This window comes from Litorimonas sp. WD9-15 (genome assembly GCF_050271975.1).
Taxonomy (GTDB): Bacteria; Pseudomonadota; Alphaproteobacteria; order Caulobacterales; family Maricaulaceae; genus Litorimonas.
The window spans coordinates 107,724-128,072 of sequence record NZ_CP189850.1; the positions used below are offsets into that span (position 1 = coordinate 107,724).

The 20,349-nt window shown below is 53.4% G+C and carries 21 protein-coding genes; 12 read left to right on the plus strand and 9 right to left on the minus strand.

Annotated features, from left to right (window positions below; genetic code table 11):
- Positions 1-18 precede the first annotated feature (18 nt).
- From gluQRS to ACP9M6_RS00540, 3 genes are read right to left on the minus strand one after another with little or no spacing between them, the layout of a single operon-like run.
- The gene (gene gluQRS / locus ACP9M6_RS00530) at positions 19-981 is read right to left on the minus strand and encodes a tRNA glutamyl-Q(34) synthetase GluQRS (protein ID WP_427452500.1); all 963 of its coding nucleotides are present in this window, start codon (positions 979-981) and stop codon (positions 19-21) included.
- Positions 978-1,493 carry a hypothetical protein gene (locus ACP9M6_RS00535; protein ID WP_427452501.1) on the minus strand — a complete coding sequence of 172 codons (516 nt, stop codon included), beginning with the start codon at positions 1,491-1,493 and terminating at the stop codon, positions 978-980. Before ACP9M6_RS00535 ends, gluQRS begins: the two co-directional genes overlap by 4 nt.
- A gap of 3 nt (positions 1,494-1,496) precedes the next feature.
- Positions 1,497-3,011 carry a helicase HerA-like domain-containing protein gene (locus ACP9M6_RS00540; protein ID WP_427452502.1) on the minus strand — a complete coding sequence of 505 codons (1,515 nt, stop codon included), beginning with the start codon at positions 3,009-3,011 and terminating at the stop codon, positions 1,497-1,499.
- Between the two features lie 88 nt (positions 3,012-3,099).
- Here ACP9M6_RS00540 and ACP9M6_RS00545 point away from each other — a divergent pair, with 88 nt between their 5' ends.
- Both ACP9M6_RS00545 and ACP9M6_RS00550 read left to right on the plus strand, forming a co-directional pair.
- On the plus strand, positions 3,100-4,182 hold the full coding sequence (locus ACP9M6_RS00545) for an AI-2E family transporter (RefSeq protein ID WP_427452503.1): 1,083 nt from the start codon (positions 3,100-3,102) through the stop codon (positions 4,180-4,182).
- Between the two features lie 70 nt (positions 4,183-4,252).
- Positions 4,253-4,930, plus strand: coding sequence for a DUF1223 domain-containing protein (locus tag ACP9M6_RS00550; protein ID WP_427452505.1), 678 nt, complete (start codon positions 4,253-4,255; stop codon positions 4,928-4,930).
- Here ACP9M6_RS00550 and ACP9M6_RS00555 read toward each other — a convergent pair.
- Together ACP9M6_RS00555 and ykgO are read right to left on the minus strand one after the other, a co-directional pair.
- Positions 4,927-5,703 carry a tetratricopeptide repeat protein gene (locus ACP9M6_RS00555; protein ID WP_427452507.1) on the minus strand — a complete coding sequence of 259 codons (777 nt, stop codon included), beginning with the start codon at positions 5,701-5,703 and terminating at the stop codon, positions 4,927-4,929. The two genes, ACP9M6_RS00550 and ACP9M6_RS00555, sit on opposite strands and share 4 nt — an antisense overlap.
- Positions 5,704-5,776: 73 nt before the next feature.
- Positions 5,777-5,902 (minus strand): type B 50S ribosomal protein L36, encoded by a 126-nt coding sequence (ykgO, locus tag ACP9M6_RS00560; RefSeq protein WP_026942405.1) that lies wholly within the window; start codon positions 5,900-5,902, stop codon positions 5,777-5,779.
- Between the two features lie 343 nt (positions 5,903-6,245).
- On the opposite strand from ykgO, the gene ACP9M6_RS00565 reads away from it, so the two are divergent.
- The 3 genes from ACP9M6_RS00565 (at position 6,246) to ACP9M6_RS00575 (ending at position 10,140) form a co-directional block, all read left to right on the plus strand.
- Positions 6,246-7,505 carry a lytic murein transglycosylase gene (locus ACP9M6_RS00565; protein WP_427452508.1) on the plus strand — a complete coding sequence of 420 codons (1,260 nt, stop codon included), beginning with the start codon at positions 6,246-6,248 and terminating at the stop codon, positions 7,503-7,505.
- Positions 7,502-7,948, plus strand: a complete 447-nt coding sequence (locus ACP9M6_RS00570; protein ID WP_427452510.1) for a DUF2147 domain-containing protein — start codon at positions 7,502-7,504, stop codon at positions 7,946-7,948. Before ACP9M6_RS00565 ends, ACP9M6_RS00570 begins: the two co-directional genes overlap by 4 nt.
- 725 nt (positions 7,949-8,673) lie before the next feature.
- On the plus strand, positions 8,674-10,140 hold the full coding sequence (locus ACP9M6_RS00575; RefSeq protein WP_427452511.1) for a hypothetical protein: 1,467 nt from the start codon (positions 8,674-8,676) through the stop codon (positions 10,138-10,140).
- A 26-nt stretch (positions 10,141-10,166) separates the two neighbouring features.
- Here the strand turns inward: ACP9M6_RS00575 and ACP9M6_RS00580 are convergent, their stop codons facing one another.
- On the minus strand, positions 10,167-10,997 hold the full coding sequence (locus ACP9M6_RS00580; protein ID WP_427452512.1) for a sterol desaturase family protein: 831 nt from the start codon (positions 10,995-10,997) through the stop codon (positions 10,167-10,169).
- 84 nt (positions 10,998-11,081) lie between these two features.
- On the opposite strand from ACP9M6_RS00580, the gene ACP9M6_RS00585 reads away from it, so the two are divergent.
- Complete coding sequence (locus ACP9M6_RS00585; RefSeq protein ID WP_427452513.1) at positions 11,082-11,756, plus strand: Crp/Fnr family transcriptional regulator; 675 nt, start codon at positions 11,082-11,084, stop codon at positions 11,754-11,756.
- Here the strand turns inward: ACP9M6_RS00585 and ACP9M6_RS00590 are convergent.
- Complete coding sequence (locus tag ACP9M6_RS00590) at positions 11,753-12,700, minus strand: TerC family protein (protein ID WP_427454800.1); 948 nt, start codon at positions 12,698-12,700, stop codon at positions 11,753-11,755. The genes ACP9M6_RS00585 and ACP9M6_RS00590 overlap by 4 nt on opposite strands.
- 154 nt (positions 12,701-12,854) lie before the next feature.
- Positions 12,855-13,568 carry a YceI family protein gene (locus tag ACP9M6_RS00595; protein ID WP_427452514.1) on the minus strand — a complete coding sequence of 238 codons (714 nt, stop codon included), beginning with the start codon at positions 13,566-13,568 and terminating at the stop codon, positions 12,855-12,857.
- A gap of 130 nt (positions 13,569-13,698) precedes the next feature.
- Between ACP9M6_RS00595 and ACP9M6_RS00600 the strand changes: the two genes are divergently transcribed.
- The 4 genes from ACP9M6_RS00600 (at position 13,699) to ACP9M6_RS00615 (ending at position 17,221) form a co-directional block, all read left to right on the plus strand.
- The gene (locus tag ACP9M6_RS00600) at positions 13,699-13,890 is read left to right on the plus strand and encodes a YnbE family lipoprotein (RefSeq protein WP_427452515.1); all 192 of its coding nucleotides are present in this window, start codon (positions 13,699-13,701) and stop codon (positions 13,888-13,890) included.
- A gap of 26 nt (positions 13,891-13,916) precedes the next feature.
- Positions 13,917-14,303, plus strand: coding sequence for a YdbL family protein (locus ACP9M6_RS00605; RefSeq protein WP_427452516.1), 387 nt, complete (start codon positions 13,917-13,919; stop codon positions 14,301-14,303).
- Between the two features lie 819 nt (positions 14,304-15,122).
- The gene (gene chpT, locus ACP9M6_RS00610) at positions 15,123-15,782 is read left to right on the plus strand and encodes a histidine phosphotransferase ChpT (protein ID WP_427452517.1); all 660 of its coding nucleotides are present in this window, start codon (positions 15,123-15,125) and stop codon (positions 15,780-15,782) included.
- Positions 15,783-15,829: 47 nt separating this feature from the next.
- The gene (locus tag ACP9M6_RS00615) at positions 15,830-17,221 is read left to right on the plus strand and encodes a lipopolysaccharide biosynthesis protein (RefSeq protein WP_427452518.1); all 1,392 of its coding nucleotides are present in this window, start codon (positions 15,830-15,832) and stop codon (positions 17,219-17,221) included.
- Here ACP9M6_RS00615 and ACP9M6_RS00620 read toward each other — a convergent pair.
- On the minus strand, positions 17,200-18,846 hold the full coding sequence (locus ACP9M6_RS00620; protein WP_427452520.1) for an FAD-dependent oxidoreductase: 1,647 nt from the start codon (positions 18,844-18,846) through the stop codon (positions 17,200-17,202). The two genes, ACP9M6_RS00615 and ACP9M6_RS00620, sit on opposite strands and share 22 nt — an antisense overlap.
- Before the next feature lie 155 nt (positions 18,847-19,001).
- Here ACP9M6_RS00620 and ACP9M6_RS00625 point away from each other — a divergent pair, with 155 nt between their 5' ends.
- On the plus strand, positions 19,002-19,985 hold the full coding sequence (locus ACP9M6_RS00625; protein ID WP_427452521.1) for a hypothetical protein: 984 nt from the start codon (positions 19,002-19,004) through the stop codon (positions 19,983-19,985).
- Positions 19,982-20,347 carry a response regulator gene (locus ACP9M6_RS00630; RefSeq protein WP_427452522.1) on the plus strand — a complete coding sequence of 122 codons (366 nt, stop codon included), beginning with the start codon at positions 19,982-19,984 and terminating at the stop codon, positions 20,345-20,347. The genes ACP9M6_RS00625 and ACP9M6_RS00630 overlap by 4 nt, the downstream gene beginning before the upstream one ends.
- Positions 20,348-20,349: the final 2 nt, after the last annotated feature.

Below are 20,349 nucleotides of genomic sequence, written 5' to 3' on the forward strand. Positions count from 1 at the left end.
CTAGCGGGCTAAGTGTTCTTATTCTTGGGTGACACCGGCTAAGCGCTTTATCTCGGCCACACTCTGCCCCGCCTCGCGCAGACTGGCGAGAGCCGTGTCGAGATTGCGTTTCGCGAGTTTTTCGCCGTTCTCTCGTAGGACTAAATCGTGATGGTAATAGATTGGCGTCGGCCATCCCATCAGAGTTTGAAGCAGGACGTGGAGCGGGGTCTGATCCGCCAAATCCCGCCCACGCACAATATGCGTGATATTTTGAAGCGCATCATCATGGGTCACCGCAATATCATAGGATGTGGCGATATCTCGACGGGCGATAATGGGGTCAGGGCGATCAGACTGAACCCAATCGTTTAAAACGTTGAACGCATTCTGTTTTTCAACCTTCTTAACGCGATCCACACAATCACGTCTCGAGATTTCCTGATAAGTAAGTGATTGCTCACTTACTTCACTTAGCGCCGCTTGCAAGTTGAACCGGATTGAAAAGGGTAGCGTTGGGCTTTCCCTTCTCGCGGCATTGTCTAAACACTGGGTGAGTATTTCAATCGTCTCGTCGGACAGCCTGTATGCGGACTCAATGCCATGAAGTGAGTAATCACCCCAAGCCATCAGAACATCTTTGCTGAAGCTCAAAGATGTAGCGGGACCGCAGGTTTTCCGGGCTTTTATATCCCCTCGCGTTAAGGTGCAGGGATAGGCGAGCCCTCGCCCAACCAATTCGCGGACGACCCCCATGTAATCGGCGATATGCCGGCTCTGAACCCGGACGGGCAGAGGCCAATCCAAGCCCAGCCAATCGAGGTCTTCGTAAATGCCGCGCATATAGTCAGGGCGGCATCGCGTGTGATCTATATCCTCAATCCGCAGCAGACAGGTCCCACCCTGCTCGCGGGCAAAGCCAAACGCTTCAAACGCCGCCCGCGCATGACCGAGATGAAGTTGCCCCGTGGGCGAGGGTGCGAAACGGGTGCGGAGGGTCATGGGGTAATAACAAAAGGTTTGTTCTTAGACAGAAACATATCAGCGACTTGAGACGTTCCATAACCATAAAGCCAAACATAACGAGACTTACCGTCTAAGAGCTGGACACGCGTCCCTAAGATTGGATGGTAATCGACTCCTGCTATGTCATCCCAAGAATATTGCCCCCATTTAGTGAGACCTTTCACTTCAATGTTTTCATCAGAAACGCAAAGACGCGTAAAACATATGACATATACACCAAACGCGAAAATGCAGGATAGCGGCAGCCCGAGCACAGTCCAAAATAGAACATCATCACCTTTTGACAGAAATTCAGTAACAGCAAATGCTTGGAATGAAATCGTCAAAACAAGACAGAAAAATGCGCAAAGCCAAGATATAATTCCCGGCTTAATCATAACCCGTCCCAATTCATCTGGCGTCGCAGGCTTAAGGTTAAAACGAGGAAAGACAAACCACCAAAATAGTAGAACGCCTAATATTGGCGCGAAGATTCTCAGCCAATTCATGCCCTACCGCCGCATAAAACCGCCCAGAATTCCGCGAATGAGTTTCCGCCCCTGCGACCTGGCGAGTTGGCGCGCGACGAGTTTCGCTTCATGCGCGAGGACTTCGCCTGCGGATTTTTTCTTTCGGCTTGAACGACGCTTGGTCGTCTTGGCCTTGGCTTTTTTCTCGGCCGCTTCGGCTTTGGCTTCTTCTGCCTCGGCTTCGGCCTCAGCCTTTTCGCGGGCTTGGACTTTTTTCTCCAGCTCTTCATAGGCGCTTTCGCGGTCGATGGTCTCTTTATATTTTCCTTCGAGGGTCGAGCTCGCGATGATGCCTTTCCGCTCCGCTTTTGTGGCAGGGCCTAGGCGCGACGCAGGCGGGCGGATCAGGGTGCGCCCCACAATGCCGGGCACGCCTTTCGCGTCGAGCATAGAGACAAGCGCCTCGCCCACACCGAGATCGGTGATCACCTCTTCCGTATCGAAAGCCGGATTTTCACGGAAGGAACTCGCCGCGGCACGGATGCTCTTCTGTTCCTTCGGTGTATAGGCGCGCAGGGCGTGTTGAATGCGATTACCGAGCTGGCCGAGGACAGAATCTGGAATATCCGCCGGATTCTGCGTCACGAAATAAATACCAACACCTTTGGACCGGATCAGGCGGGCGACTTGTTCAATCTTATCGACCAGTGCTTTCGGCGCGTCCTCGAAGAGCAAATGCGCTTCGTCAAAGAAGAAGACCATTTTCGGCTTATCCGGGTTCCCGACTTCCGGCAGTTCTTCAAACAGTTCCGAGAGCAGCCAGAGTAGGAATGTCGAATAGAGATCCGGCGAATTAATTAATTCATCCGCCGCCAGAATATTAACGACGCCCTGCCCATTTTCGTCCACGCGCATCAGGTCCGCGAGTTCCAGTGCAGGTTCCGCGAAAAACTCATCCGCACCCGCCCGTTCCAGTTTAAGGAGCTGACGTTGAATGGCGGCGACGGACTGGCTCGTCACATTGCCATATTCGCGGCTGATCTCGGCTTTATTATCAGAGATGAAGTTCAGCAATGCGCGCAGGTCCTTCATATCCAACAGCAACATATCCTCATCATCGGCCAGCTCAAACGCGATGGTCAGGATGCCTTCCTGCGTATCGTTCAACCCCATCAGACGTGCCAGCAATGTTGGCCCCATTTCGGAAATCGTTGTCCGAACGGGATGCCCCTGATCGCCGTAAAGGTCCCAGAACGTGGTCGGCATGGAAGAATAATCGTAATCCCCAAGCCCGATTTTCATCGCGCGTTGGAGGAGTTTGTCATGCAGCTTGTGATCGACACTGCCGGATTGGGACACACCGGAGAGGTCGCCCTTCACATCGGCGGCAAAAACGGGAACGCCCGCTTTGGAAAACCCTTCCGTCAAAATTTGCAGCGTGACCGTCTTACCCGTACCCGTCGCCCCCGCAATCAAACCATGTCGATTGGCGAGCGGGAGGAGCAGATGCTGTTTCTTGTCATCCGTATCTGTGCCGACAAAAATTGCGTTTTTCATGGTGGTGAGTCCCAAATAAATTTCTTTGATTTTGTTATGGGGTCTCGCGCCTGAATGCAATATAACTGCGGATAAGAGGGACCTATTTATGACGACAACACCTGATACCACTATCCGCGCGACGCTTCTCTTTCTCGCCGGCATGGCGCTGATCGCGCTACTCTATCTGACGCGTGAATTGATGGCGCCTTTTGCCTTGGCCATTTTTGTCTGGTTGATTATCGACGCCTTTGCGCGTTGGATGGATAATCTGTCCCCGAAATTTCCCTATTGGTTGGCATTGACAATCGCGGTGCTTATCGTCGTTGCACTCATGGCCGGGTTTATCCTCGTGATTGCGGATACGGTCGGCGATGTCGTGCGCGATGCGCCGCGATATGAAAAACGCCTGAGCGAGATATTTGCCTGGATTTCAAATGTGACGGGTCGCGAGACCATGTCATTCGAATCAATGAATGAGAGCTTCGGCCTGACCGAGAAAATCCAGGGTGGCCTGACGACATTTGCCTCCACCGTTCAAGGTGTGTTGTCAGAATTCTTCTTGATCGCCCTCTATGTTGTGTTCCTCTTTGCGGCACAGTCCTCTTTTCCGAAAAAGATGGATGATCTCTTCCCCAATATGGAACGTCGGAAACAGGCCGCAAAGGTCGGTGCGCGCATTCGCACCTCTATCGAGAAATACCTCTCTGTCCAAACGATTATCAGCCTGATGCAGACGGTGATTTCCTATATCGCCATGACGGCTTTGGGCTTGGATAATGCCCTGTTCTGGGCGCTCGTGATCTTTGTCCTGAACTACATCCCGATTGTCGGCGGACTTTTCGCTGTTGGCCTACCCGTGATTTTCGCGCTGGTGCAATTTGACAGTCTGGGACGCGTTGGGCTTTTGGCGGCGCTACTCTTCGGGGCGCAAACGATTATCGGGAATACGATACAGCCCAAGATGATGGGTGATAGTATGAACCTCTCGGCGCTCGTCGTGATTCTCGCGCTTTCGGTCTGGGGCGCGCTGTGGGGCGGAGTTGGTGCCTTCCTCTCCGCGCCGCTGACAGTCATTATCATGATCATCCTCGCGCAATTCCCGACAACACGCTGGATCGCGGTCATGCTCTCTGCAGATGGAAATCCGGATATGGAAAATGAGGGGGATGAGGTGATACCGTCATTATGACGCAGCCCTTCACCCAGTTGTGATGAAGGCGTTTGTCGCGCGTTCAGATTCGGGTCGCTATAGGATAGGCATGACCTATCGTACTCTCTCCCTCGCGCTGCTAACCGCAGCTTTTGCCACAACCGCACATGCCAGTGAGCCCAACCCAACCCACGTGGTCGAGTTATTCACGTCGCAAGGCTGTTCGTCCTGTCCGCCCGCCAATAAATTTGTCGGGAAATTGGCAGAAGACTCCAATACGCTAGTGTTGAGTTACGGCGTGACCTATTGGGACTATCTGGGTTGGAAGGACACATTCGGCGATCCGGAATTCACCCAGCGCCAGCGCGATTACCGCGATGCATTTGGCGCGTCCAATATCTACACGCCGCAAATCGTCCTCAGCGGATCAGCCCACAGTCCACGCTATTCCAAAAAAGATGTCGTGAGCATGCCCCTGCAGGGTGAAGGTGTGTCACTCACAGCCAAACGTGTGGGATCGCAGTTAAACATCACGGGCAATGCGTCCGGTGCGACGACGCTCGCCCTCGTTTCTTTCATGCCAGGTGAGCAGGAAGTCGATGTCGAGCGCGGTGAAAATGGCGGACGGACTCTGCGTCTCACCAATGTCGTGACAGATGTTGAAACGATCGAATGGGACGGTCGCGCGGTCAATGTGGAGCGCCCCGATCATGACGGCACGTCATATGCACTCTTGGTCCATGATAAAGAAACGGCCCGGATTTTAGACGCGACGGTTGTGGATTAAAGAACGCTGCCTTCGACTTCGCGCTCTAACTCTTCAAGTCGGTCCTTTACGGCTTTCAATTCCGGATAAAGCGCATTGGCTTCACGGTAGGCTTCCAAAGCCTCATCAGGACGGTTGAGCGCTTCCAGCACGTTCCCCATCGTCCAGAGCGCATAGAAATGGCGCGGCTCCAGCGAGAGCGTTTTAATCGCCTCATTCAAAGCACGGTTATAATCTTTCTGCTCCAGCGCTAAACGCGACGATCGCGCCCAGCCTTCCGCAAAGTCCGGTGCGAGATCGACGGTCGCATTATAAAACCGCCGCGCATCATCGGGGCGACCTTTCGCGGCCGCATCAGATCCCCGGCGCAGGACGAGGTTGACCGAAGCCGAACCACTATCCAACCAGATCGCCCAAATCTCCTCAGCCACGAGATTGGCTGACTCCTCATCGTCTCGCGCCGCCAATTTTTCGAATAAATCATCCAATCGTGCGGCACGCTCCGCCATGGGCGGCAGTTTGGAATAATCCGGCGCGACGATTTCGGGCGCAATATCCGGCCCGGGCAGGTCGAGTTGCGGAATATCCGGTTCGGGAAGCTCTAATTCGGGCACTTGCAGGGGTTCGGGCGCAGGAAGGTCCCTGTCTCTGCGCGACTCATCAGAACCCGGAATCTCAATCCGCAGACGGTCCTGCAGGTCATCCGGTGCCTTTTGTGGCGCGTCCTGTGCCATGACCGTCATCGGCAAGGCGCATATCAGGGCTGTGAGATAATACTTCATTGTAAATAGCATGAGGCCCCTCGCCATCTCTGGCAAGGGGCCTCACATAAACTTTCAGTCAGACGCGAGCGTCCGAGTGTCGCAATTAACCCTGACGGGCCTTAAAGCGAGGATCAGTTTTGTTGATCACGTAAAGACGGCCCTTGCGACGCACGATTTGGCAATCACGATGACGGTTCTTCAGCGATTTCAGCGAGCTACGAACTTTCATGGCGGTGCTTTCATCAAAAGGGTTTGAATTCGAACGCGGCATATAGAGAGCGACTCGCGGGGTGTCAACAGATGGGGTGAGGTGGTTAACCCTCCGGTTCAATTTAAGTATCGATTGAGAAGTCCTATAAAAAAGACAATCCCGTAAAGTGTGACAAAAATAGCTAGGATCGGGTGCCTTTTCCCTCCCCTTAGGCTCCAGAATCCAGACCAGAACTGGACAAAACTACGGATGTCATCCCTGACCAGCTTTCCAAATTTACTTAACACGGGTTAACCATCTTCGCTACTTTGTCATATTTGTCGACCTATCGGAAGCCTCTCCGAAATGATAAGGCTTGGCCATGAAACTTGCACTTCTCCTGACCTCGGCCCTCATTCTGACAGCCTGCGCCACGCCGCCCCTTGCGCAAGCGACGGCGACGGATGTCAGCTCGGTCGCGAAAGTCGCACAGCCCGCGCCTGAACTGACGCAGGAACAACGCCATGCGCTTTGGAAACGGGACTTCATCGCCCGCGCCATTGCGAAGGGCTACGCGCCCGACCTCGTCAACGGCGTGATTATCCCGGCAAAGATCAACCCCCTCGCACTGGAACGCGATGCGAACCAGCCTGAATTTACAAAACCCGTCTGGTCCTATGTGGACGGCGCGGCGTCCGACGCGCGTATCTCAGACGGTCGCGATAAACTGATCCAGACGGGCCGCAGGTTTGACGATATTGAAGCGCGCTACCGGGTGCCGCGTGAAGTGCTGACTGCGATTTGGGGTCTGGAGTCGAGCTATGGCCGTATCCTCGGCACGCATGATATTGTCGACTCGCTTTCGACTTTTGCCTTTGAGGGCCGCCGTCAAAAGTTCGGCGAGCAGCAGCTTTTTGCCGTGCTCGACCTGCTGGCCTCCGGCGAAGTGCGACGCGAGCAGCTGACAGGCGCGTGGGCGGGCGCGATGGGCATGACACAATTTATCCCGACGACCTTCCGCGACTATGCCGTCGATTTTGACGGCAATGGGAATAAAGACCTCTGGACCGATCCCGGCGACGCCTTGGCGAGTGCTGCGAGCTACATTGCCCGCTCCGGCTGGCGCGAGGGCGAACCCGTGATGGAGGAAGTCAAACTCCCCGATGGGTTTGATTATTCCGTGACCGATGGCAGCCGCAAATCTGTGAATGATTGGACGGGCCTCGGGGTGCAGCCTGTCTCCGGCCAACGCTGGAATTTGGATGAAGGGTTTCTGGAGGCCAAACTCATCGCACCGGGCGGTGCGCGCGGCCCAAAATTCCTGACCTTCAAGAATTTCGACGTGCTCAAACGCTATAATAATTCCACCAGTTACGTCATGGGGATTAGTGTCTTGGCCGATGCCTTTGCAGGCGCGCCGGGCATTCAGCAGGACTGGCCGCGCGGAGATGAACTTTTGTCTTTCGAGGACAAGAAAGCCATGCAGCAGCGGCTCACAGATCTCGGCTTTGACACGCAGGGCGTGGACGGTCGCATTGGCCCAAATTCCCGCAAAGCCATCCGCGCCTGGCAGGCCGCCAATGGATTGACAGCGGATGGATATGTGGAACAACGCCTCTTTAAACGGATGATGGGACTATGAAAAGAATAGCCCTCGCCCTTGCGGCAACAACCCTCCTCGCCTCTCCCGCCTTAGCGGAAGACGGCAAAGATGTCTTCGGCCTCTGGCAAGTCGGGAGCGGTTCCGCCGTCGTGAAAATCGCGGATTGCGGGGACGGCACGCCTTGCGGCACTCTCCACAGTATTAATTCTGAGAATCCTGAAGCCGCGCTGGACAGCAATAATCCCGACCCGGACCTCGCGACAAAGCCGCTGCTCGGATCACGTATGTTGTGGGGATTTGAGGAAAAGTCGAAACGCTGGTCCTCCGGCAAAATCTATGACGCCGAAAGCGGCAAGAGCTATAAGTCTAAGATCAAGAAGCTCGAAGACGGCACGTTGGAAGTCAAAGGCTGTGTCGGCCCATTCTGCCAAAGTCAGATCTGGACGGCAGTTGACAAAGACCAACCCACTGCAAATCAGTAGACCTTAGCGACTACGCGGCCTTTACCTGTTCCTGTTCTAGCCCGTCGGTCGCTTCCAATTGCGGTGCTAAGGCTACTGGTGGCAATTTTAGCAGGATGCCGAAAACCGTACCACTTCCCACTCTACTGGTCAGTTTCACAAACCCGCCCATATGTTTCGACCAGTTCTTTTATAATGGATAGGCCGAGACCCGTGCCTTTTTGCGTGGGGTTGGAAGATGATGCGTTTTCCCGGTCCCTTCGACATGTTTAAATCTATCAAAAATATGGGGTAAGTCTTTTTCGGGAATGCCTTACCAATCTTGGCTTTGACACACAGGACATGGATAGGCACATCGGCCGGAATTCCTGCAAAGCCATCCGGGCGTGACAGGCGGTCACTGGATTGAAGGTGGATGGATATGTGGAATAACAGCTATTTAAACGGATGATGGCAAAATAAGTACTATCCTTGAGAAAGATAAAAACGACTCCGTAAAGTTGACGAGTTAATGACACACGCGCCATTTGCGTAGCTTGATTTCGCTAATATCTCAATTCAAAGAATTATGGCGCATTTACCACCCATTAAATAAGAGGTTTAGGCCGAATTTCATATTTGTGGTCGACTGTTATCAGTAGGGTAAAAGTATATCCTAAAAAATGTGTGGTATTTCAATGCTTTCTATTTCTGAGTTTCGTCGAAATACTAACGGTAACGTTGCTATGATATTCGCCGTCTCTCTAATGGCAATCCTTGCTGCGATTGGGGCCGCCGTTGATTACACAGATTTGGAGAAACGGCATTCAGCTCTACAAAACGCATCAGACGCGGCTTTACTAGCTGCAGTCTCATCCGGTGAGACAGAACTCAAAGACCTAAGAGTTGTCGCAGAAAATGTCTTTGAAGAAAATTTTCAATATAAAGAGGAAGAGGCGTTAAGAAAATTTGACCTAAAAATCGAAAATAAAAATATGCTAGCATTAAATGCGCGGTTGGAGAAACCAACCTATTTTATGAAGCTTTTTGGAAACCCAACCGTCTATGCGGATGTAGACACGGCGGGTTATTTACAAAGTTCCGCACCTTTGGACATCGCTTTAGTTTTGGACAGAACAGGTTCCATGGCAGGTACTAATCTCGCAGGTCTAACAACGGCGGCGACCCAATATATTTCAGATTTAGAGGCTGACAACAAAGATGTCAGGATCGCGGTCATCCCTTTTTCAAACTATGTTAATGTCGGTGTAAATCATGCGGATACATCTTGGTTAGACCTTCCGGTATCGTCCGGGCTGGGTTCCGATGTGAACTGCTCTATGGACAATATATCCTCAAGTTCTTGTCCCGTTCCGACCACCCAACCCCAAGGCACAACCACCGTCACAACGACAACAGAAGTCTGCGGCGGAACAACTACGATTACAACAGTCACATCGGGTCCTAGCGGGACGTCCACGAGTATTAGTTCAAGTTCGACAGGTCCAACCGGTCCCTGCACGACCACGACAACGACCAGCAATGGCACAACGTCCACATGGAGTGATGTTTTCGCATCCACGTCCGGCGGGTTTTGCACATTCAGTTCTGATCCAACAGAGAGTTCGGGATCATTAATTGAGGAATGCAGACCGGCTCGACTGAATGAAAATTGGTTCGGATGTGTCGGGTCACGACCCGGCCCGTACAATGTTCAAGCAAAGTTAAGCGGGCAGAAGTTTCCGCTCGTTTATAACCGAACATGTGGACAACCTATGACTCAACTCTCAAGTTCCTTGGCTGGCGCGCGGCAGACTATCTCAAGTCTTACGGCCAGTGGGGGCACGTATATTCCAAGTGGACTTCAATGGGGTTGGCGCGTTCTTGACCCAGACCTGCCATTTGAAATCAAAGGTCCAAAAAAACGCGACAAATTACTTATATTAATGACGGATGGTGAGAACACGCAATCGCAGTCCGGTTCCAGCCATGAAGGCAGAGATCATGCAGTGGCAAATGCTTTAACCCAAAAATTATGCGATTCCATCAAGGCGGATGATATTAATATTGCAACCGTTTCATTTTCCAATGGGGGCAATCCGGCAAATAGCCAATTATTGCGTTCCTGTGCCTCGACTCCAACTTTGAGCTTCACTGCCACGAATGCGCAATCGCTCAAGCGCGCCTTTGAGAGTGCAACGGATCAAATGAATGAGGTACGGCTCATCCGGTAAAACTGATTTCTCGCGAGCGAAGCGCTTTATACAGCCCTTGAAACATTGGGAGAGGCTTTTTTTCTGACTCGAATAATCGGCCACAACAATTGCTCGCCCGCGCTTGTTTCGGGCAGGTTTTCGACGCCCATTTCTTGCGGATAACGCCGTGTGATTTTTGCGGTGCCGAATAACACGTCCCAGAAGAATAATAGATTTCCGTAATTGCCCTTATAATGGGTCACGCCGTCCTCTGCATGTTTGCCGTGATGGGCGCTATGTGTGGCAGGTGTGGAGATCGTGCGTTCCACGACCCACATGAGCGGTGAGAGCCATTTGATCTTATAGAGCGGCGCATCCCAGCGAACGTCGGAGTGGGCGCCGTAAATCACTGTCATCTTGACCACGATATATCCGGCATAGACCCAACCGCCGCCAAGGAAAATCAGCGCGCCCGTGAACCAGAGACCCGGCATCAGAAAATAATAAAAGATATTATTCCGGTAGACGATACGGATGGAGAGATATTCCGCCTGATGGTGCGGGCGGTGCAAATTATAGAGCCACGGCGTGCGGTGCGTATATCGGTGCCACCAATATTGCGTCATATCATCAAAGACGAGGAAGAGCGCGAGCACGGCCAGAACAGGCCAGCTTTTCAGCACATCCACTTGCTCGGGCGCTAAAAATGCTGCCACCGCGAAACCGGCCCCGACCACGAGCGGTTGTGTGATCAGGGTCAGCATTAATGTGCCGATCACTTCAACAGTCCCGTCACCTTTGACTTGGCCGTCTTTTTTGAAGAATCTCGTAAAGAGGATCTCCATCCCAATAAAAAAGACAAAAATTGCCAAGACAACGATAATTTCCGGTTTCACGGTGGCAGTCCCTCCCCGGGTATTTGACACGTCGTTTAAAACAGAACGCTGGACAAGATTGTTCAATTTCTTACAATTTATGTCATGCTTGAACGATTATCTGATATTTCAAAACCTTTCCTGATGTCGATTTCGGCGGAGGCTGTGGACGCTGTTAAATCCGCTGCAATTTCCATGCGCTATGCGGATGGCGCGATGATCCACAATCGCGGGGACGAGAAACCCGGCCTGTCTATTGTTCGGTCTGGCACTGTCCGGATTGGCGTCATCCGAACGGATGGTACTTTTGTCATCACATCCCTGTTGGGTCGGGGTCAGACATTCGGAGAATTCACGCTATTCGCGAATCTGCCCCGCACCCATGACGTCATTGCGATGGGCGAGACGGAAGTCTGGCAATTACCGGGCGCACGGTTCCTGCGCTTGTGCGAGACATGGCCGGAAATGACGGAAGCTTTGCTGCGGACGAATTTAGTGCGAACGCATATTTTATTGGAATTGGTAGAGGCCATGCGCTCCCTGCCCGTCTTGGAACGCGTGGCGAAAACGCTCGTCATTCTGGTGACCTCCGCGGGCGAAGAAACGGTGTTCCGGTGCCGTCAGTCGGACCTTGCCGTGACTTTGGGCATGTCACGCACGACACTCTCCCAAGCCCTAAAACGTCTCGAGCGCGACCGGTTGGTCACGCTCGGTTACGGAGAAATCACCCTGCCCGACCGGGCCAGGTTGATTGATTGGATCGCGACGCGCGAGGGTTAGTGCGCGCCCGGCTTTTTGCCCTTAAACGCATCCACCGCGTCTTGGCCCGCTGTTTCCGTTGTGCCTAAAATCTCCGCCTGTTTCTGCGCCCAGAGACGCTTCTGATACCGGTTGGAGATGATGTCAGTTACGACCAGGACACCGACCACGAGGTAGAAGCTCGACTTACTCATCGCATCAATCTTGAACCCGAACAGTTCCAGATGCGCCAAATGCGCGCCTTCAGTGACGAGCAGCACACCTACGAGGAAGAGAATGAACAGACCCAAAACCTGATACATCCGGTTCTTTTTCAGGAATTCCGTCACGCGGTCCGCGAGCAGAATCATCGCCAGACCTGAGAGGAGAATCGCGATCACCATGAGCGGCACCTGATAGGTTTTTGTCGGTTCACAACCCACGGCACCCGCAACAGGATTATTAATCAGGCTGCTCTTACAGTCGACAATTGTACCTTTAAACTGCGCAATGGTCGCGCCCGCACTGTCCACGATATTGGCCGCATCAACACTCGCAATTGCCATCGCAGAGAGAATGGAATCCACGGAGAAAACGAGGTTCATCAACACGATAAGTGTGATCGCGCCCATGACCGTGCGCGTACCGCCGCCCTCAGAGTGTTCGATATGATCGACTTGGAGGAGGTGATGAATTTCTTTAATCGCGGTATAGATGATGAACCCACCGCCCACGAGTGTAATCAGGGCCTGCGCGGTGAAGTCACCGTAGATAAACCCCTTCAGGTGAATGCCGAAAAGCGGTTCTGCGAGAAGCGCAAAAAGTTTGACGATGAGGAAAAGCAGGACAATCCTCAGAGCCACCGCAATACCAATACCCCATTTGCGGACTTTCTTGGCATCCGATTCATTGCCGACCTTGTTCGATTCAATCGCAATGTAGAGCAGATTGTCAAAGCCTAGAACGGCCTGCAACAGCACGAGCATAAGCAGCGTAAATGCCGCTTCCAATGTTAAAAGTTCAGCCACGGTCGGTCCCTCCAAAAGACGATTAGCGGGACTGCCCTATCGCAAGGCGCGGGCGAGGTGAAGACCTCCCGCCTGAAAAGACGGGAGTTTTTAACTCAGGCTGAAAAGGAACCTATTCCGCAGCTTTCAGGAAATCAGCAGAGAAGTTGATGGTCACCTCATCGCTGAGGAAATTATTCATGCTTTGCGCGATATCGTAATCCGCGCGAGTCACTGTGCCTTTTGCAACAATACCGACGCCTTCTTTCTGATTGAACGGGTGCAGGCCCTCGCCCGTGATCTCAATGTCGAATTGCGCAGGCTTTGTAATGCCGTTCATAGCGAGGTTTCCGTAGACCGTACCGGTCATCCCGCCCTCATAATCAAACCGTGTGCTGCGGAACGTGATGGTGGGTTGCGTTTCCGCGCCGAGGAAGTCTTTGGCCACGGCCTCTTCCCACGTGTCATGTTTGCTGTTTTTATGGGTCGCTTTGTAATCCCCGCGATAGCTGGTGAAGACACTGTCTGCGGCCAGATCAAACGACACAGTGGAATCTGCAGGATTTTCAAGATCCAAATCCAGGGTCGCGTCCACATCTGCAAACTGCACGGCATAAGGCGCAAAACCGAGATGGATGAGTGAGACAGCCATGCTCGTATGGGTGGGGTCATTGGCATAAGTGCCAGAGGTGATCGTTGTTTCGGGCACATCAACCATGGTTTCCATTTTGGCTTTCGCCGCGAGGCTTTCACCGGTGTCGGAGGACTGCCCGCAGGCCGTCAGGGGCATGGCAACGGCTGCAGCCACGATAAGGGGTTTCGTCAAGATGCGGGATAAGACGGTCATAGAACGCTCCATTTTTCAATATTTACATTTGTATACGGTCCGGAACGGCAAATGGCACATCACGAAGAGATGAGTATTGTCTGATCGACCTATTAATGCGACATTCAGGCGGAACTTGATAGGACGTGCCATGAAAACGAAAACTCTGCTCTGCGCAGTCGCGGCCCTGACCCTCTCGGCCGCCTGTCAGCCCAAAGTGCAGATTGTGCCCTCGAAAGAGCCGATCCGCATCGAGTTGACCGTGAATATTAATCAGGAAATCCGCGTCCGTTTGGACAAGGATGTGGAAGATCTGATTTCGAACAATCCGGACCTATTCTAGGTCCAACACCATCTGAGGAGGCTGTTATGGCCAAATTGAAACTCATTTTCGGCGCTGTCGCCGCGCTCGGTCTTCTGGCCGGCGGGACACTGCTATCGACAACACTCGGCACAGATATCGCCCATGCTCAATCCAGCTCCAAAGCGACAGTTGATGCTGCCATTGCCCGCGGTGAAATTGGCGAACAAATTGACGGCTATCTCGGCATTGTCGACGGCCAAAACCCATCGGCTGACGTCCGTACCGCAATGGCCGATATTAATATCAGACGAAAATCCGCCTATACAGAGGCCGCCTCGCAAGGCAATGTCCAGACGGCCGTCTTTGCGCAGCTCACAGGCGAAAAACAACTCGCAAAAGCCGCACCCGGAACCTATATCAAGGACGCCTCGGGCCGCTGGAAGAAGAAGTAATCTCCGCGCAAAGATAAACTAATATTCAGCCCCGCTTGGAAACAGGCAGGGTTTTTTGTTGGGTGTCGTATCCAGTCAATTTCAGAGGACAGAAAATAAACACATTAAGATTGCTAGAGATATGAATGTAAAAATCCAGCACCGGGTAAAACGGTCTATTCAAAATTTATAATTCAATAGATATTTACAAAATTTTTAGTGAAATACCCCATTCGTATTGAATGATATTGAATGTCATCACTTGGATCAGCTGGGGTCTCGTGGCTCTCGGATCAATAATACTCGCAATTTATCCATATCTGTTATTTGACGGACAAATTATTTTAGTGCTGACGTTTCTCGCTCTCGTTCCTGTCTTCCTCTGGATAGACGTTCCGCGAAAGCATTTAGAGACTTTTAACTTATCCACAAGGCTCGAAACAATTGGAAGCGCAATATCTGGAACCTGCATGGGAGTAATTTTTATAAGCATTATATTCGCCGCGAAACTTCCCGCCGACAATATTCTTCTTATAATTTTGCCGGTCTTTGGCTTTCTTTCAATCGGCCTTTTTATATCTGCGCTCATTTCGACAAAGTCTTTTCAACGTTTGGAATCCGCCTGTAAAAGAACTCCATCATCCTCCTTAGCCCTTTTCTTAAGTTTCCTAGTCCCGCCTTTGGGTTTATTTTATCTCAAATGGCGATTTAATAAAATGCTAACTGTAAATGCGTTTGTCTAAACTCTTAGAATTGAAGGGCGTACTTTTCCCTTTGCGCCCCTCGCCCATCTGATTCACAATTGGCTCCAACCCGAATCAATCTCGCAGGACGCCCGCTATGTCAGCCTCAATTTCCAAACTTACGCCGACCTCGCTCTCCGCCCTGCTCTGCGCGCGGATTTGTCATGATTTGATTTCGCCTGTTGGGGCGCTGGGGACAGCGATTGAGATTTTGGATGATCCGTCCAACACGGATATGCATGAGGACGCGATGAGCCTCGTTCGGACGTCTTCCCGTCAGGCGGCGGCGAAGTTAAAATTCCTGCGATTGGCCTTTGGCGCGGGCGGGTCCGCGCCGGGTGTGATTGCGGCCAGCGAAATCATTGACCTGTCCAACGCCATGTACGCGGATGCGAAGCCCGACCTCGTCTGGGACTTGGCGACAGACGGCGTGGAGAAAGACCGCACGCGCATCCTGCTTAACCTCGTCATGCTGGCGGTTCAGGCCGCCCCGCGTGGTGGTACGGTCACGATTACTCGTCGCGGCACACCGGAAGCGGCCGAGTTCAAACTCGTCAGCGAAGGCCCGAAAGTCCGCCTCGATGCAGCGGTCGATCGCGCTCTATCTGGTAAAGCGCCGGAGGACGGTTTTGACGGACGGTCCATCCAACCCTTCTATACCTCCATGCTGACCCGCGAAGCGAACGGTACCGTGGAGGCCAGCGCGGATGAGACAAAAGTGACCTTCGCCGCGCGCTTTACCGCGCCCGCGGCCTGAGTTCCGAAACAGGTGACGCCGTCAGTCTGAACAATTAGGCTGCGCAGATGAACTCACCTATTCCAGCACAGGACATCGATTTTTCGACAGGATCCTCGCGTGGAATGACGGGACGTATCCTCGCCAATTCCGGATTAATGGGCGGCGCACGGGCGATCTCATCCGTGCTCGGCATCGTCACACTTATTATCACAGCGCGGGCCTTGGACGATTTGGCCGCCTTCGGGACAGTTCTTTTCGTCCACGCCTATATGTTGTTCTTTGCGGATATCGCGACCTTTAAAAGCTGGCAGGCCATTGTCCGGTTCGGCGCAGATCACCTGTCGAATAAAGACGCGAGACTATTGGGACGTTTGTTTCGCTTTGGCTTCACGCTGGACGCCTTGGCCGCCATTTTGGCTTATGGGTCGGCGGTCGGATTGTTCAGTGTCGTCGTCGCACTCTCCGCCCGCTTTCCCGGATTCGGGCCGGAAGCGGACGGTCTCCCCCTCGCGACCTTGCAGAATTACGTGACGCTTTACTGCCTCGTCCTACTACTGCGGCAGACCCATGCGGGGACGGGGATTTTTCGGCTGTTTGATAAATTTGGTGTCCTCGCCCTGCGGACACTGATCATGCCGGTTCTGCGCTTTTCCGGCGCGTGCCTGGCGTGGTGGATGGGTTGGGGTGTAGCGGGGTTTCTCTGTGTTTGGTTTGCGGCATCAGCGCTGAGTTATATCGCGCTGCCGCTTCTAGCCATCAGAGAGCTCTATAAGCGCCGCCTCCTCCGCCCCGTCTGGAAGGCGCGGAATGTTTTGATCGAAACAGATAGGGGTCTTTGGCCCTTTGTCGTAAAGACGAACATCGACTCAACCCTTAACGCCTTTCGTACACATTTCCCTAGCTTGCTGGTCACGGCCGTCTTCGGCCCGGCCCTCTTTGCAATTTTCCGTATCGCAGAAGAATTCGCCAAAATCCTCAGCAAGGGGACAAAACTCTTTGACCAAGTGCTCTATCCCGAACTCAGCCGCCTCGTCGCGGAAGGTCGCATCCGCGCCCTGCAAAACGTTGCCCTCAAGGCGACTCTTGTGATTGGCGGGATCAGCCTTCTTCTGACTCTTATTGTTCTGGTCTTTGGCGAACCGATTATCCGGCTGGCCTTTGGCGCAGGCTTTGAAAAAGCTTCAGGTTTAGCGGTGTTCTTGCTCCTCTCAGCAGCCCTGACCGGGGCGGCCGTGCCATTTTACACCGTCTTTTATGTCCTCATGCGCCCCGGTCGCGCAGCTTGGATTCGTGGCGGGGCGATTATTGCCTATCTCTTTGCCTTCTTCACGCTCGTCTCAACAGCCGGAATTTACGCGGCCGGGTGGGCGGCGTTAGCGGGGGCCGCGTTCGAAATCATCATCGTCACGATCTGGGCGACCCTAACGATGAAACGTCACAAGGTCCCGTCAATGTGATCGCCTAGCCGTTCGGCAAGCGCCATAATCGTGACGGTCGGATTGGCCCAACCGCCTGTCGGGAAGACGCTACTACTGGCGATGTAAAGGTTCGGGCTTGCGTGAAGACGGCAATCGGCATTGACGACGCCCGTCGCGGGAGTCGCGCTCATCCGCGTGCCCCCCATATGGTGATATCCGCCAATCGGATGGGACGAAATCAGCGGGTCATTTTTCCAGTCTAATGTTGGATCAGTCAGCCACGGGGCCAGTTCAACCTCGCCCCAACCCAGACGACCATACTCGTCACGCAAAGTTTCCATCAGGACCCGCACACTGCGTTTATCAATCTCGGAATATTGCCAATCGAGCTTGGCCAGCGGCAGGCCCAGGGCGTCTTTGTCTTCTGACAGCGTAATCCGGCTGTCTGGATTGGGCGCTTGCTCCGCACGTATAACGGCATAAAGCCCGAGCTTCCCGCGCGACTTTTTCATCGCGAAAACAGAGGGCCACGGGTCGGTCATTTCCCGCAATTTGATGGTCAAAGTCTTCAATCGTTTATAGGTCGAGCGCCAGAATTTCGTACTTGGCAGATCGTGTTTCAACTTGCCCTTGGCCGCTCGCATGAGGTCCGGCTTATCGCCCTCATGCCGACGCGGGGCGAGACTGAGCGATGTGTTGAGAATGCCCGCCTCGCGTTGGAAGCTCTCCGCCGGACGCAAATATGCCGCATAACGTTTGCCCTTCACGCGCAAGGCCCGTGGTAGAACCATCAGCGATTGTCCCAGATTTTTCGGCTTAATTTCTCCGCCTCGCGCATGAGGGTGCTCCATGAAGAAACGACCCAGTTGATCCGTCTCATTTCCCAGACCTTCCGGACGGTTCGGCACAGCGGCCATGAGGAGGCGGATGGTTTCAATCGCCCCCGCCGCGAGGACGAATGTCTTGGCAGCAACCGTGACTTTGTTTCCATTTAAACTCTGGAGCGTGGCCGTTCGAACCTCTCCATCCTTTGCCACATCCAGTTCTGTCAGTGTCGCATTGAGCAGGATCTCCACACGGTCCAAATGCCCGCGCGAGACATTCGTAAATCGTTCGCCATTTTCGTCAAAACACCAGAGATCAGTGTCCAGTTTCGAAGCGTCAAATTCCGGCTTCTCCCGCCCGACTGTTGGCCAAAGACGGTTCTCCCCTGCCCGTTCCAAGCCCAACGCGGCATAGGCTTTTTCATAATAAGGATCGAGATCGGCCTTGGTGATCGGCCATCCACTATGGGGAAGGTAATCGCGTTGCTCGAAATCTATCGGGTCCAGTTCCGCACAGCGCCCGCCCCAGATCGCTGCCGTCCCACCAAACAGGCGCAGACGGGTCGTCTCCAGATCATAATAATCCTCGCCGATATTTTCACCGCCGGAGAGTTTTTGCGTCTGCGCATCGAAATCACGCCCCCCGCTCTCAACCAGCAGAATTTTGCGATTAGACTTCGCCAAACGCATGGCAAGCGTCTGTCCGGCGACACCTGCCCCGATAATACAGACATCAGCAGACAAGTCGGCAGCAAGCGGGTCATTGGCGAGGTCAGAAATCATGCCATCTACATAGCAATCCATCAGGCGGATGAAATACGCAATATGCGCTTTTAGCAAATGTCATGTTTCAACAGATATCACGCGGAGAACGCCGCCATAAAATTTTGTGGCAAATGACGCTTTTTTCATCCGCGCTTGACCCCGTCTTAACCCTTTCCCGTCAAGTTCGGGACAGACCATGTGGGCAAGCATAGATTCGAGACTGAGTGATTATGGGTGATGACCTGACATTTGCGCGGCAATTTACGCGCACCGCCGCCGAGGGGCTGGAGCTTCTGGCCGGGATGGACGATGCCCGTGCGCCCGAGGCCGCCTCCGTCGTGACGGCGATGATGACCACGATCCAACGCGGCGCAAAGCGCTTGCGGGCCCGTCATGTCTATATGTCGGCGCAGGATGTGCTGTCAGCCCTGCACCATGAAAGCGACGAAATTTTGAAACGCCGCGTCCATGCGCTGGGCATGTTGGTCACGAATTACGCGCGCGGCCTCTCGGAGCTTGTTGAGGCGCCAGAGGGTTTGAACCTGCCGCAAACGGCCTCTGATAAATGGGAATCTGCTCGCGCGACTCTGGATTCCCTCTTACCGAAGGCGCAAGCGGCGGATGCGGATATGCTCTCCCGCCTCATGCGTGCACCTGTGACGATTGAAGACGTGCAACCAATGGGTGATGCACCCGCAACTGAAGCGGACGACTCGTCCATCGTCGCCTTTCCCTCCGTCCTTGAAAGATCAGAGATTGAGATCGAACCCGTCGCGGATGTCTTTGACATTCCCGCGCCTTCCCCCCGTTTGGCCGGACCGCAAATCGCGCTCGACATGATGATGCGGGATGTTGTGGCCGATGCGCTCTCCGTCGCCCGCACGGCTAACCGCACGATCAGCCTGTCCTATGATATGGCGGATGCACAGATTTCCGAAGACCTCTCTGCGGATTTGCAATCTCGCCTCGGCGCGGCCCTGTCGCAGATCATTCGCCAAGCCCTGCCCGAGGGACGCGTTGGACATATTGATGTCAATTATGCGGGCGAGCAATTACACATTATGGCCGGTACAACGGCCCTGCGTGTTGCAATTGACCCGAACGCTGTAACGCCGCCGTCCAAGCCGCTTATCACGCCGGAAACGGAACAGGGCCTGCGCGCGCAACTTGCCGCGCTGATGGATACACAAACCACAATGAATAATGCGTCATGAAAACCTGTCTCATCGTCGATGACAGCCGTATGATCCGCCGCGTCGCCGGACGGATTGTGAAAGACCTTGGATTCGAGACCGAGGACGCGGAAAACGGAGAGGAAGCGCTGGATAAGTGCCGGATTGAATTGCCGGATGCCGTCCTTTTGGATTGGAAAATGCCCGTTATGGACGGGTTTGCTTTCCTGAAAGCTCTGCGCAAATTGCCCAATGGCGACAAGCCGACCGTCGTGTTCTGCACATCCGAGCGCGACATCAATCATATCGTCGACGCGCTTTCCGCCGGCGCGAATGAGTACATCATGAAGCCGTTCGACTCCGATATTATCGAGAGCAAATTTGCCTTGGCGGGATTGGTCTAAGA